The 12,884-nt window shown below is 71.0% G+C and carries 13 protein-coding genes; 2 read left to right on the top strand and 11 right to left on the bottom strand.

The window, feature by feature from the left end:
• Nucleotide 1: 1 nt before the first annotated feature.
• Nucleotides 2-127: a hypothetical protein gene (locus ACZ3TI_RS20750; protein ID WP_465728162.1), complete on the bottom strand. Its 126-nt coding sequence runs from the start codon at nt 125-127 to the stop codon at nt 2-4.
• Between the two features lie 168 nt (nt 128-295).
• On the opposite strand from ACZ3TI_RS20750, the gene ACZ3TI_RS20745 reads away from it, so the two are divergent.
• Nucleotides 296-460, top strand: coding sequence for a hypothetical protein (locus ACZ3TI_RS20745; RefSeq protein WP_465728160.1), 165 nt, complete (start codon nt 296-298; stop codon nt 458-460).
• Between the two features lie 7 nt (nt 461-467).
• Here ACZ3TI_RS20745 and ACZ3TI_RS20740 read toward each other — a convergent pair whose 3' ends face one another.
• Nucleotides 468-1,067, bottom strand: coding sequence for a TetR/AcrR family transcriptional regulator (locus tag ACZ3TI_RS20740; RefSeq protein ID WP_465728158.1), 600 nt, complete (start codon nt 1,065-1,067; stop codon nt 468-470).
• 85 nt (nt 1,068-1,152) lie between these two features.
• Here ACZ3TI_RS20740 and ACZ3TI_RS20735 point away from each other — a divergent pair, with 85 nt between their 5' ends.
• Nucleotides 1,153-1,998 carry an SDR family oxidoreductase gene (locus ACZ3TI_RS20735; protein WP_465728156.1) on the top strand — a complete coding sequence of 282 codons (846 nt, stop codon included), beginning with the start codon at nt 1,153-1,155 and terminating at the stop codon, nt 1,996-1,998.
• A gap of 140 nt (nt 1,999-2,138) precedes the next feature.
• Here the strand turns inward: ACZ3TI_RS20735 and ACZ3TI_RS20730 are convergent, their stop codons facing one another.
• The 9 genes from ACZ3TI_RS20730 to ACZ3TI_RS20690 form a co-directional block, all read right to left on the bottom strand.
• Complete coding sequence (locus tag ACZ3TI_RS20730; RefSeq protein ID WP_465728154.1) at nt 2,139-4,580, bottom strand: ATP-grasp domain-containing protein; 2,442 nt, start codon at nt 4,578-4,580, stop codon at nt 2,139-2,141.
• An 84-nt stretch (nt 4,581-4,664) separates the two neighbouring features.
• Entirely contained in the window at nt 4,665-5,945 is a 1,281-nt protein-coding gene (locus ACZ3TI_RS20725) for a condensation domain-containing protein (RefSeq protein ID WP_465728152.1), read from the bottom strand.
• A gap of 275 nt (nt 5,946-6,220) precedes the next feature.
• The gene (locus ACZ3TI_RS20720; RefSeq protein ID WP_465728150.1) at nt 6,221-6,808 is read right to left on the bottom strand and encodes a hypothetical protein; all 588 of its coding nucleotides are present in this window, start codon (nt 6,806-6,808) and stop codon (nt 6,221-6,223) included.
• Nucleotides 6,809-6,918: 110 nt separating this feature from the next.
• Nucleotides 6,919-7,689, bottom strand: a complete 771-nt coding sequence (locus ACZ3TI_RS20715; RefSeq protein WP_465728148.1) for an ABC transporter permease — start codon at nt 7,687-7,689, stop codon at nt 6,919-6,921.
• A complete protein-coding gene (locus ACZ3TI_RS20710) occupies nt 7,686-8,612 on the bottom strand; it encodes an ATP-binding cassette domain-containing protein (RefSeq protein ID WP_465728146.1) in 927 nt (308 codons plus the stop codon). The genes ACZ3TI_RS20715 and ACZ3TI_RS20710 overlap by 4 nt, the downstream gene beginning before the upstream one ends.
• Complete coding sequence (locus ACZ3TI_RS20705; protein ID WP_465728144.1) at nt 8,612-9,451, bottom strand: DUF4097 family beta strand repeat-containing protein; 840 nt, start codon at nt 9,449-9,451, stop codon at nt 8,612-8,614. Before ACZ3TI_RS20705 ends, ACZ3TI_RS20710 begins: the two co-directional genes overlap by 1 nt.
• A gap of 113 nt (nt 9,452-9,564) precedes the next feature.
• Nucleotides 9,565-10,161: a toxin-antitoxin system HicB family antitoxin gene (locus ACZ3TI_RS20700; protein ID WP_465728142.1), complete on the bottom strand. Its 597-nt coding sequence runs from the start codon at nt 10,159-10,161 to the stop codon at nt 9,565-9,567.
• 186 nt (nt 10,162-10,347) lie between these two features.
• Nucleotides 10,348-11,364: an adenosine deaminase gene (locus ACZ3TI_RS20695; protein WP_465728327.1), complete on the bottom strand. Its 1,017-nt coding sequence runs from the start codon at nt 11,362-11,364 to the stop codon at nt 10,348-10,350.
• Between the two features lie 157 nt (nt 11,365-11,521).
• Nucleotides 11,522-12,817, bottom strand: coding sequence for a DUF445 domain-containing protein (locus tag ACZ3TI_RS20690; RefSeq protein WP_465728140.1), 1,296 nt, complete (start codon nt 12,815-12,817; stop codon nt 11,522-11,524).
• Nucleotides 12,818-12,884: the final 67 nt, after the last annotated feature.

The raw sequence follows: 12,884 nt of genomic DNA, 5'->3' as shown, positions 1-12,884 counted from the left end.
CCTACGGTCCGACGGTCAGCACCGCCTTGCCGTGCAGCCGCCCGCCCAGCAGGGCGTCGACCGCCTCCGCCGCGCTGTCCCAGCCGCCGCGCCAGGTGATGCCCGGGTCCAGCTCGCCGGCGGCCACGCGGTGGGCGAGCCAGCCGAGGTCGCGCCCGAGGCCGGTGCAGGCGGGGCGGTGGTGCCCGCGACCGGGATGGTGGCGAGCGCACCCGGGTCGGCACCGGCGGGCGCCACGCCGATCAACTCGGTGTCCACGGCTCGCAGTTCAGACCAGGCGCCATCGGGCATCAGGGTGACCACCGGGGTTCCGGCGGCGGGGCCGGTGCCGTCGGCCGCGGCACGCTCCACCACCCCGGCGGCGTCCCAGCCGAGCACCGGCCACCGCGACCAGGGCGCCTCCCCCGAACGCGTCGAGGCGGCGCTCCACCACCTCGCCCACCGCCTCCTGGGCGACTGAGCCCGGGTCAACTCCCCGCCGGCACCTCCAGCGAGTCGAGCCAGCGCAGCAGGCGGGCCCCTTCGCGGGTCACGACCTCCGGGTCGCGCAGGGCACTGGCCAGCAGCGACATGCCCTGGTAGCCGGAGAGCAGGGCGAGCGCCAGGCCGTCCGGGTCGGGCAGGCCCAGCTCGCGGAACTGCCGTCCGATCCAGTCGAGCAGCCGCCGGATCACCGCGCCGACCTCCTCGTCCAGGACCCCGTCGGCGCGCTTGTCGAGCTCGACGGCCAGCGTGCCGGTCGGGCAGCCGAACCGGGCGGCGGTGTCGCGCTGCTCGACCCAGGCCTCGACCAGCGCCTTGAGGCGCTCCCGCGGGCCGCCCGACTGCTCGAGCGCGTCGGTGAGGTCGTCCAGGTGCGCACTGTGCTCGGACAGTGCGGCACGGACCAGCTCGTCCTTGGTCTTGAAGTAGTAGTAGACGTTCCCGACCGGGACGTCCGCCTCGCGGGCGATGTCGGCGAGGGTCGTGCGCTCGACGCCCTGCTCATGGAGGACCCGGGCCGCGGCCGCCGCGAGCCGTCGGCGCTTCTGCGACGCCCGTACGCGTCGATTCACTGAGTCAGTCACCCAACTGACTATAGACAGCCGCCGGTGGGCGCGTGCTACGGTCGTTCTAAGTCAGCCAACTGACTCACAACGGGAGGGGATCGCGATGATCACAGTGACGGGTGCCACCGGCAACATCGGACGGACGCTGGTGGAGCTGCTGGCGGAGGCGGGCGAGGACGTGGTGGCCGTGTCCCGGCAGCCGCAGCCGACGCACCGTTCGACCGGCGTCCGCTGGACGCAGGCCGACGTCGGCGACGCCACGAGCCTGCGGCCCGCCCTCGAAGGGTCCCGGGCGCTCTTCCTCCTGCTGGGCGGTGAACTCAACAGCCGGGGCGAGAGCCCGGAGGCCCTGACGGCCGCCGCGGTGGATGCCGGCGTCGAGCGGATCGTCCTGGTCTCCTCGCAGATCGGCGCCACCCGGCCGGACGCGCCGTCGCACGCCCGCCTGCGGGAGTTCGAGGCCGCCGTGCGCGCGTCCGGACTCGACTCCACCGTCCTGCGCCCCGGCAGCTTCGCCTCCAACGCCTTCGCCTGGGCCGAGACGATCCGCACCAGGCGCACGGTCTTCGCCCCGTTCGGCGACGTGGCACTGCCCGTCGTCGACCCGGCGGACATCGCGGCGGTCGCGGCGGCCGCCCTGCGCGAGGACGGGCACGCGGGCCGCACCTACGAGCTGACCGGCCCGGAGCCGATCAGCCCGCGCGGGCAGGCCGCGGCGCTCTCCGCGGCCCTGGGCGAGGAGATCGCCTTCGTCGAGCTGTCCCGCGAACAGGCCCGCGCCCACCTGGCGCAGTTCATGCCGGAGCAACTCGTCGACGGCACCCTGGACGTCCTCGGCGTCCCGCTCCCGGCCGAACTGGCGATCAGCCCCGACGTGGCGACGGTCCTGGGCCGCCCGGCCGCACCCTTCCGGGAGTGGGCCGCGCGCAACCTGCCCGCGTTCCGGTAGCGGCGGTCCACGACAGGACCCGCCCGCCCGGTTCTCCCCGGGCGGGCGGGTCCTGTCCCGCGACCGCTACTCGGCAGGCGACGGCACGACCGGGACGAGGATCAGGCGACTGATCGCGTTCACGGCCCCGGCCATCGCGGTCAATCGAACGGACTGAGCCGGATCTCGATGAGCGATTCCGCCCGGTCGAGGATGCCCCGGCACTCCTCGGGGGTCTCACCGGTGACGATGACGGCGAGCACCCGGGGTTCGACGCCGCGCGGGGGGAGGCGGAGCGCAGTGGGCGGTTCGATCAGGTGCACCACTTCCACGACGCCTTCGAGCTTCTCGGCTGCGGCGGTGTCCACGGACCGGACGACCCCGTCCTCGGCCGGGAACAGGAACCGGACCTCGGCGCACCGGTCACGCTGTGGCGCGACGTTCGGCTCGTGGCCCAGCGCTATCGACATCGCAGCGGCCGTGAGGTCGATGCCGGTGGCGAGGAAACCCAGGTGGGGAATGAAGTCACCGCCGAGTCGACCGTTCAGCTCGATCAGCTTGGGTCCCGATGGCGTCAGACGGATCTCCGCATGCGTCACGCCCTCGGTGACATCGAGGTCACGATGGATCCGGGTGAGCATGCGGATCACCTCGTCCGCCCACACCTCGTCACGCCACGGCGCGACGAGGTGCCCCACCTCCTGGCAGTACGGTTCGAATCCCAGCCGCTTGTGCGCCACGTTCACCGGTCGCACCTCGCCCCGGAAGACGACGGAGTCCACGCTGATCTCCGGACCGTCGGCGTACTCCTCGAGGATCGAACCGTGGAGGGGCGCAAGACCGGGGAAGGCGCTCGATGCGGTCATGGCGAAGTGCTCGACGAGCTCTTCCCTGTTCTCCGCCCGTGCCACGCCCACACTGCCCGCGAGGGAGCGCGGTTTGATGACGACCGGGTAGCCGTAGGCCTCGGCGGCATCGAGGGCTTCCTCTTCGCTGGTGACGTGCGCGAACCCGACGAGGCCGGTGGTCTGCCGGCGCCGCGTCGACAGCTTGTCGCGGCAGTTCGCAGCGGCCCCGGGCGACATGTGGCTCATGCCCAGCCGCTCCGCTGCCGCTGCGGTGTGCTCCAGGAGCACCTCGTCCCACGTCATGACTCCGACGTTGCCTTCGTGCGCCGCGGACAGGTCACCGATCGCCGCCACCAGCGAATCCACCGTGGTGTCCGCCACCCGGCGGTGAGCCGTGAGGTATTCGTGCTCCCAGGTGGCCTCCTCCGTGCCGACGAGAGCCACCCGGGCGACGCCGGACGCCGCCTGGAACGCGTACTCGCGGTAGGCGCGCTCACCGGAGCCGACGATGACGACCAGTTCCGGGCCGGCCGGGTCGACCGACCGGCAGCGGAAGTCGAATTCGGCGACGGTCCGCTCCACCTTCGCCAGCACCTCGGCACTGGACCGTCCGCGGAACCGGAAACGCGCACCGGAGTTCTCGTACCCGTGCTCATAGCCGGGAGTGTGGACCAGGGTCTGCCCCCTGACCGGGCGCACAGAGGTGTACGGGCCGTCGTGCGGCGCGAGGGCGAGCTCGGAGGAGACGACTCGGCACGGCTTGGCGGCAGGTGTCGAAACCAGCAGCCACCCGACGCGCTCGCTCTCCTCGACGGGCGGGAGCGACCGCGCCTCGGCGGGAACCGGATCTCCGACCTGCAGCGCGAAGGTGACCTTCATGAGGTCGATCCCGTGTATCTCGCGCCAGAGGAAGGGGATCTCCGCCCCGCCCGGGCGGGCGCCGATCTCCAGGAACTGGACCTCCGGCGCATCCTCCGGACCGGAGACGAACAGCTCCAGGTGGAACACGACCGGATCCGCGGTGAGCGCCGCGATGGTCCGCGCGGCGAACTCCTCGACGCGCGCGAGGAGCGCGGGGTCATCCGTCTCGACCGATCCCAAGGGCTTTCCCTGGGTGTACTCGAAGCAGGTGTTGACGTACCTCGACGCCCGCCAGGCGCCGAGCCCGTCCCCCAGAGCGACTCCGTCGACGTGGATGATCTCGTGCGGGAGGTAGGGCTGGACCAGCAGGGATTCCTCGGGCGGGAAGACGAAGGAGGCGAGATCGCCGTCCGAGTCGAGGCGCGTGACCCCGATGCTGGAGGTGCCGCGTGCGGGCTTGAGCAGGACGGGCCAGCCGTGCTTGTCGGCGAACGACTGCACGGCCTGGTGGTCGACCGCGGGTGCGGTTGCGGGCACGGCGACGCCGGCTTCGGTCAGGCGTTCCGCCATGACCAGCTTGTCGCGGAACGGGGCGAGATCGGACGGGGTCTGACCGGGAACGCCGAGTTCCGCTCGGAGAACGGCGGCGAGGTCCAGATCCGATTCGTTGAGCGCGACGATGCGATGCGGCACGCCGTACTCGGCGATGAGCTCCTCGACGGCACCCCTGAGCAGCGGCTCGTCCTCCGTACTGGCGACGGTTTTCACCGCGGCCGCCGCGTCGGGGATCGAACCGAGCGACCACGGCGCGGCGATGTACGTCACGGTATTGGCGGCATGGTCGATGTACGACTCGTACTCGGCGAACCGGTCGGTCCACTGATGCAGGATCAAGACGTGCTTCGACACCATTCCTCCAGGACAGTGCAGTAGGCGGATTGTGCAGCCGGTGGTTCGGCCAGGCGATCTACTGGTGATCTACTGCGGCTGTGAAGCCACTTCCCGAGCTGCGGAGAGAAGGATCTCTTCGATCGTGCGGAGAATTCCGGTGATTCGCTCGTAGCCGGTGGCCGAGGAATTCTCCTGCAGGGTGGAGACGATGGCTTCGCTTTCCTGCACCTGGAGGTACAGCGGTGCACCGATGTTGCGGCCGGTCGTGCCGGTCTCCAGGCCTTCCGGGACGGAGACCTGGTCCTTCTGGTACTCGCCCATGTAGTTGAAGAAGTAGGTGAAGAGCCCGCTCACCGATTCGTCGAAGCAACCGTTCACCGTGCCCGTGAAACCGTGTTCGGCCGCGACTTCGAGCAGGTCGTCGACATTGTGCTCACCGTGTCGGTAGGACGTGAACAGCCCCCAGTGGACCTTGGTGGCGAAGTCCTCGAACGGCTCGTCCGGGTCGACGGGGACGACCAGGGGAATGATCTGGTCCTGGGTCGTGACCAGCTTGTCCCAGCGGGGGTCACTGCGGTTGTTGGTGAAGACCGCGACCATCATCTCCGCCAGGCCGTCGTGCTGCGCGGCGGCACGGCAATAGGCAGCGAGCACGACCGAGGGGCGCGAGATCCGGTAAGCCCGGGCGAGACGGCCGACGGCCGCGGTCAGCTCGCCAGTCCCGTAACGGCCCCAGCGGCCGTTGACCGAATGGGGCGCCTCATCGCGGACCATGGGCGGGGCACTGCCGAAGACCTTCTGCCAGTGCCGACGGGCCGACTTCCGGCGCTTCTCGCCGGCCTCGGACCACTGCTCCTCCGCCAGCGACCTGCACGTCGGGACCTCCTCGTCGGGGAGTTCACCCAGGGAGAGGAAGGTGAGGAATTCGCGCTGCAGTTGATTGACGGACCAGCCGTCCGTGGCAATGTGGTGAAAACAGATGGCGAGCCAGCGGAGTTCACCGTTCTCGGCCACCAGCGCGGAGCGCCAGGGGAGTTCGGCGGTGAGGTCGAAGGGCTCGGCGCCGAGGGAATCCGCGGCCACTGCCGGTTCGGATTCCCGGGGAGGTTCGGCGATGGTGACCGATTGTGGCGCGAGGACGATCTGTGTGGGGTTTGTGCCGTCGAGGTCGGCATAGCACGTCCGCAGGGCTTCGTGCCGTGATTGCAGGGCGGTCAGCGCTGCTTCGACCTGCCGGGCGGTGGTGCCTGCGGGCAACTCCCACACCTGCGGCAGATTGGCCGCCAGCGGGTCGATGTTGCGGATGGAACGCAAGAGGGACAGTTGCCCTAAGGTAATGGGAGACCTGGCAACTTCGTTTTCGCGCATGTGAAATACCTAATCGCATCGCCCGGCGTCGTGGGGGTTTCGGCGGTCGAAAGATCGGCCTCCTCACCGCGACCCTCCGAACGGGTCGCAGCGGTATCGAGAACGGACGGCCCCGGAAACGCCACGAATCATCTTCATTTCAACCTGGCGTATCGGTAACCCAACTTAGCCGCCATATCAGGCACCCGCAATAGGTTTTGATCGACTTCCTCGAATGTCGGGCTTGCGGGGCAATGCGCCGAGAACCCGGAGAGAGCCGCATTCGCCCGGGTTCGTCAGCGGCGGGTGACCTGCGGTTCGCTCAGCCGGCCGTCGGCATCGACGGTGTAGACCCTGGTCTCGAGCCGCGAGGTCACCGTGATGCGGTCCGGGCCTGACCACTCGGCCTTGTGGAAGCCGTCGCCCTCGTTCCAGGTGCCCAGGTCCCAGTGACGGGCCGTCCAGCCGGTACCGGTCAGAAGTTCGACCCGGTAGATCGGGTCGATGGAGAAGGCGATGTCGGTGACGGTGAGGACGTGGTCGGGGTGGCTCGGGTCGGGCTCACGCTCGACCAGCCGGCCGTCGCCGCCGAAGAAGAACACCAGGGCCCCGATCCCCACCCCGATCACGATCAGCGGCGACAGGATGGCGGCACAGCCGATCTGCGCCCACTTGGTGCGGAACTCGAACTCGACCACCATCGAGACCACCAGCAGCACCACCGCCGCCCCGAGCAGCAGCACCGGGTGGTTCAGCCAGCGCTCGACCTCCACCAGGCCGCCCGATCGGGAGGCCTGATAGCCCGGCAGGTACACCAGGACCGCGAGCAGCGCCGCGCCCCTGAACCACCACTCGATCCGTCTGTGCCACGCAGCCGCCGCCATGTACTCCCCCCGGGTGAAGCCTTTGCCCGGACTTTACTACGGGAACATCCGCGCGGCCCGGGTGGCGGAAGGTCCGTCGCCCCGGGCCGCGTTCGCCGGCCGCACCCCCGTCACCGCCGGTGGAAGACGCTCCGCGACCAGAAGTAGCCGAGCAGCGTCAGTCCGGTGCACCAGGCGAGGGCGCTCCACCCGCTGGTGCCGATCTCGGTGCCCGTCAACAGCCCGCGCAGGGTCTCGATGATCGGCGTGAAGGGCTGGTACTCGGCGAACCAGCGGAGCACCGTCGGCATGGAGTCGGGCGGGACGATGGCACTGCCGATGAAGGGCAGGAAGGTCAGCGGCAGCGGCGTGTTGCTGGCACTCTCCGGGGTCTTGGAAACCAGCCCGATGCCCGCCGATATCCAGGTCAGCGCCAGCGTCACGAACAGCAGCAGGCCTGCGGCCGCGAGCCACTCCAGCGGACCGGCGCTCGACCGGAAGCCCATCGCGAACGCCGCGCCCGTCACCAGCACCAGGGCGATCACGGTCTGGATCACGCTGCCGACCACGTGCCCGGCGAGGAACGCCGACCGCGATATCGCCATCGTCCGGAAGCGGTTGACGATCCCTTCGGTCATGTCGACGCAGACGCCGACCGCCGTGGCGACCGAGCCCGCCGTCGCCGTCATCAGCACGATGCCCGGCGTCACGTAGTCGATGTAGCTGCCGCCGCCGATCCCCGCTCCCAGCGCGCCGCCGAAGGCGTAGTTGAAGAGCGCCAGCATCATCACCGGCATCACCACGACCGAGAAGGTCATCGCCGGGTACCGCTGCGCGCGCCTGAGGTTGCGCCGCAGCATGGTCAGCGAGTCGCTGACCGCGTAGCTCGTCGTCGCGCTCATCGCGCACCCTCCCCGGTCAGCGCGAGGAACACGTCGTCCAGGTCGGCCGTCTCCACGACCAGCGACTCCGCCTGGACCCCCGCATTGTCGAGCGCGTCCAGCACGGCCTTCACGGTGAGGACGGAGTTGTCCCCCGGGATGTCCAGCCGCAGCGCCTCGGTGTCGACGGCCGCGTAGTCGAACAGCGAGGCGGCGGCGCCGAGTCGGTCGGCATCGGCGAACCGGAGCCGGATCAGCCCGCCGGGGACGATCCGCTTCAGCTCCTCGGCCGTGCCCTCGGCGACGATCCGGCCACCGTCCAGGACGGCTATCCGGTCGGCGAGTTGGTCCGCCTCCTCCAGGTACTGGGTGGTGAGGAAGATCGTCACCCCGTGGTCGGCGACCAGTCCGCGGATGATCTCCCACATGGTGCGCCGGCTGCGCGGGTCCAGCCCGGTGGTCGGCTCGTCCAGGAAGATCACCTTCGGGTCGCCGACCAGCGTCATCGCCAGGTCGAGCTTGCGCCGCATGCCGCCGGAGAAGGTGGCGACGGGTTTGCGCGCGGCCCCCGTGAGGTCGAAACGGTGCAGCAGTTCCTCCGCCCGCCTCCGCCCCTCCCGACGGCGGAGGTGGTGGAGGTCTGCCATCAGCAGCAGGTTCTCCTCGGCGGTGAGGAGGTTGTCCACCGCCGAGAACTGGCCGGTGACCCCGATCGCCTTCCGCACCTCCTGGGCCTGCCGGCCGACGTCGTGCCCGGCCACCCGGGCCGTGCCGCCGTCCGCCGGGATGAGGGTGGAGAGGATCTGCACGGTGGTGGTCTTGCCGGCGCCGTTCGGCCCGAGCAGGGCGAACACGCTGCCGGCCGGGATCTGCAGGTCGATGCCGTTCAGCACCGCCTTGTCCCCGTAGGACTTGGTGAGCCCGATCGTCGAGATCGCGGCCATCAGGCCCTCCGGATGGTGACGCTGCCGACCTGGGTCTGCCCGCGGACCTCGACCGTCTCCCGGGCGTCGCCCGGCCCCTCGGCCGCGCCGAGGGTGTTGTGGACGGAGCCGAACTTGCTGTGCACGTCGAGCCAGGCCGCCGTGCCCTCCGCGATGCCGATCTCCATGTCCCCGACGCCGGTCTGCAGGGCGACCTTGCCCCGGACCACCCGGCCGAGCCGAATGTGTCCGTTGGCCGTCTTGGCGTCCACGCCCGCCCCGGCGAGGCCGACGTGGATCCGCCCGTTGGAGGCGCTGGCCTTCAGCTCGCCGTGCACCTCGTCGATCTCGGTGTCGCCGTTGCTGTTCTTGACCGTCAGCCCGCCCTCGACGGTGCCGATCTCGATCCGGCCGGCGCCGAACGCCTCGGCGTCCCCGGAGGCCGCGCCGAGCCGGATGTCCCCGTGGTCGGTCTTCAGCCGTACGTTCTCGGCCCGGTCGATCTGGATCCGGCCCATGGAGGCCTTCAGCCGGCAGTCGCCGAGCGGGCCCTCGGTGACGAAGTCCGCCATCGGGGAGTCGGCGTGCACCTCGGAGCCGGCCGGCAGCTCGACCAGGACCTCGATCGAGCCCTTCTTGTTGGAGAAGACGGTGCGCTGCTTGGGGCCCTTGACGGTGAGCCGACCGCCGGAGAAGTCGACCTGGGTCAGCTCGGCGGCCTTGACGTCCGCCTCCCTGGCCGCGTTGGCGGGGCGGACCTCGACCACGGTGTCGGTGCGCTTGCTCGCCCGGATCCACACCGAGCCGATCTCGAATTCCAGGGTCGCGGAGATCGGTCCGTCGGTCTCGTACGTAGGCATGGCTGTCCCGTCCTCTTGACTGGTGTGGGTGTTCCCGCTGGTCGGAGCGGGGGTGACGTTGAAGGTGCAGGGGTGGCGTCGAAGCTTCGGGTGGTGCGGGTGCTGCGGAGGCGTCAGTGGACCCAGCCGGTGAAGCCCTGTCCGCCGACGCTGCGCGGGGCGCGGGTACCGGGATCGACGGCCGGGCGGGCGCCCGGCTGACCGCCCTCCAGCGCGCCGGCGACGGCCCGGACCAGCCAGGCGTTGAGGGAGAGGCCCTCCTGTCCGGCCGCCTCCTCCGCCCGCGCCTTGAGATGGGCGGGCAGTCGCAGGTTGATCCGGGCGGTACCCGACTCATCCGACTCCGACAGCACCGGCGGCACCACGGGCGGCACCAGTGGTGGCACCATCGGCGGCACCACGGGCGGCACCACCGGAGCCGCAGGCGGCGCCCCGAGCGGCACGTCGCCGTGGAAGCTGTCGGAGCCGGGCGGTGCCGTCACCACGAACTCCGGGTCGAGCCCGCGCAGACGCACGTCCACCGAGCCCGGAGCGAGATCGCGGGTGACCTCGCCCATGGCGGCCGAGAGCGCGTTGAGCAGGGTGAGCCGCACGGCCGACTCCAGCGGGAGCGTCAGCCGGTCGGCCAGCGCGCGGGCTTCGTCGCCACCGGCGGCAGCGGCCACCGCGAGCTCGTTCCGGAGGTTTTCGACGTACGGCGTGAGGTCCATGGCTCAAGCATGGCACAGCAGTGGTGCCATGTCGAGCCATTTGTGGCGCCACTTTGGCACCACATCGCGGAACGGGCACCGCCGGAACGCGGACCGCCCCGCCGACCGGAGTCGACGGGGCGGTTCACCAGGGAGAACGCCGGCCCGGCGGGACGTCGGCCCCGCCGGGCCGGCCCGGCGGGAACGTCAGCGCTGCCAGCCCGCCAGGTAGGCGTCGATCTCGCCGACCAGCCGCCTCTTGCCCGCCGGGTCCAGGAAGGAGGCCTCGACCGCGTTGCGGGCCAGCGCCGCCACGCCGCTCTCGTCCAGACCCAGCAGCCGCGCCGCCACCGCGTACTCGGTGTTGAGGTCGGTGCCGAACATCGGCGGGTCGTCGCTGTTGACCGTCACCAGCAGGCCCGAGTCCACCATCTGCTTGATCGGGTGGTCCTCGATCCGCTCCACGGCCCGGGTCGCGATGTTGGAGGTGGGGCAGACCTCCAGCGGAATCCGGTGCTCGCCCAGGTAGTCGACCAGCGCCGGGTCCTTGACCGCCTGGGTGCCGTGCCCGATGCGCTCGGCGCCGAGCACCCGGATCGCGTCCCAGACCGTCTCCGGACCGGTGGTCTCGCCCGCGTGCGGGACGCTGCGCAGGCCGACCGCCCGCGCCCGGTCGAAGTACGGCTTGAACTGCGGGCGCGGCACGCCGATCTCCGGGCCGCCCAGGCCGAAGCTGACCAGGCCCTCGGGGGCCAGCTCGGTGGCCAGCCGGGCGGTGACCTCGGCCGACTCCAGACCGGCCTCGCCCGGGATGTCGAAGCACCAGCGCAGGACGACGCCGAGCTCCTTCTCGGCCCGCAGCCGGGCGTCCTCGATCGCCTCCATGAAGGCGACGTCGGGGATGCCCCGCCTGACCGAGGAGTACGGGGTGATGGTCAGCTCGGCGTAGCGGATGTTCTGGCGCGCCATGTCCTCGGCCACCCCGTAGGTGAGCGCCCGGACGTCCTCGGCGTCCCGGACCAGGTCCACGACGCTCAGGTAGACCTCGATGAAGTGCGCGAAGTCGGTGAAGGTGAAGTACTCGGCGAGCGCCGCCGGGTCGATCGGCACCTTGGACTGTCCGGCGTGGCGGGCGGCCAGTTCGGCGACGACGCGCGGCGAGGCCGAGCCGACGTGGTGGACGTGCAGTTCCGCCTTCGGCATCCCGGCGATGAACGCCTCGATGCCCGTGCTGCCTCCTGCGCTCCCGGCGCTACCGGTGCTCCCGGTGGGGTTTCCGATCCGACTTCCGTCCGGCTGGACCACGGCGGTGCCCTTCTTCCTTCTCCGCGCCTTCTACGCGCGTTCCGACAGTGCTGGCAAGCATAGGCCGAGGCCCTGCTCATCCCCCGAGCGCGACCGTCAGGGTGTGGATCAGCAGTCCGGCCAGGGCGCCGACCACGGTGCCGTTGATCCGGATGAACTGCAGGTCGCGGCCGACGTTGGCCTCGATCTTGCGGGAGGCCTCGTCGGCGTCCCAGCCCGCCACCGTCTCGGAGATCAGCGAGGTGAGCTCGGTCCGGTAGGTGTCGACCAGGTACTGCGCGGCGTCCTGCAGCCAGCCGTCCACCTTGGCCTGCAGCTTGGGGTCGGTGGCCAGGCGCTCGCCGAAGCCGCGTACGCCCTCGCGGATGCGCCGGCGCAGTTCGCTGTCCTCGTCCTCGGCCGCACCCATGACCAGGGTGCGCACGGCCGACCAGGTGGAGTTGATGAGCTCCTGCACCTCGGGGCGGGCCAGCAGCTCGCCCTTGGCCCGCTCGACCCGGGCGATGGTCTCCGGGTCGGTCTGCAGCTCGGCGGCGAAGTCGACCAGGAAGTTGTCGATGGCGCCGCGGGCCGGGTGGTCGGGGTCGTCCCGGATGTCGGTGACGAAGCGCAGCAGCTCCCTGTAGACCCGCTCGCCGACCTGGTGGTCGATGAACCTGGGCGTCCAGCCCGGGGTCTTCTGGGTGACCTTCTGCACCACCTCCTCGTGGTTGGCGGTCAGCCAGCCGTGCGCCCGGACGGCGACCAGGTCCACCACGCCGTGGTGCCCTCCGTCGGCGACCACCTTGCCGAGCATCCGGCCCATCGGCTCGGCCACCGAGGTGGCGGCGGCGCGGCGGGTCACCGCCTCGGCGACGACCGCCCGCACGTCGTCGTCGCGCAGCACCGCGAGCAGGCCGCGCAGCGCCGCCGAGGCCTCCTTGGTGACCCGCTCGGCACTGCCCGGCGCGGCCAGCCACTCCCCCAGCCGGCGGCCGATGCCGAGCGCCCCGAGGCGGCCTCGTACCACGTGGCCGGAGAGGAAGTTCTCGCCGACGAAGTCGCCGAGCGAGCGGCCGAAGGCGTCCTTCTTGGTCGGGATGATCGCGGTGTGCGGGATGGGTAGGCCGAAGGGGCGGCGGAACAGTGCGGTCACCGCGAACCAGTCGGCCAGCGCGCCGACCATGCCCGCCTCGGCGGCGGCCGCCACGTACCCGGCCCAGGCTCCGGCACCGGACGCATCGGCCCAGGTGGCGAGGGCGAAGACCACGCTCGCGAAGGCCAGCAGGCCGGTCGCGATGGTCTTCATCCGGCGGACGCCGCGTCTCTTCTGCTCGTCGGCCGCGGTGAACCGGACCCCGGGGCCGGTCCCGCTGAAGGCTTCGTCACTCACCCCGCCAGTCTGCCCGTTGACCGGCGCGAACGGGGGCGCGCCCCACGATCACCCGCCCCGGAGGCCC

The sequence above is a fragment of the Kitasatospora sp. NPDC023120 genome, assembly GCF_055560835.1.
This window is presented reverse-complemented; position numbering and strand designations above follow the sequence as displayed.

Excerpts from the sequence above, each read along its gene's own strand:
- ACZ3TI_RS20735 (WP_465728156.1), top strand. The coding sequence starts at position 1,153 with ATGATCACAGTGACGGGTGCCACCGGCAACATCGGACGGACGCTGGTG.
- ACZ3TI_RS20700 (WP_465728142.1), bottom strand. The coding sequence starts at position 10,161 with ATGGACCTCACGCCGTACGTCGAAAACCTCCGGAACGAGCTCGCGGTG.
- ACZ3TI_RS20710 (WP_465728146.1), bottom strand. The coding sequence starts at position 8,612 with ATGGCCGCGATCTCGACGATCGGGCTCACCAAGTCCTACGGGGACAAG.
- ACZ3TI_RS20725 (WP_465728152.1), bottom strand. The coding sequence starts at position 5,945 with ATGCGCGAAAACGAAGTTGCCAGGTCTCCCATTACCTTAGGGCAACTG.
- ACZ3TI_RS20720 (WP_465728150.1), bottom strand. The coding sequence starts at position 6,808 with ATGGCGGCGGCTGCGTGGCACAGACGGATCGAGTGGTGGTTCAGGGGC.
- ACZ3TI_RS20715 (WP_465728148.1), bottom strand. The coding sequence starts at position 7,689 with ATGAGCGCGACGACGAGCTACGCGGTCAGCGACTCGCTGACCATGCTG.
- ACZ3TI_RS20705 (WP_465728144.1), bottom strand. The coding sequence starts at position 9,451 with ATGCCTACGTACGAGACCGACGGACCGATCTCCGCGACCCTGGAATTC.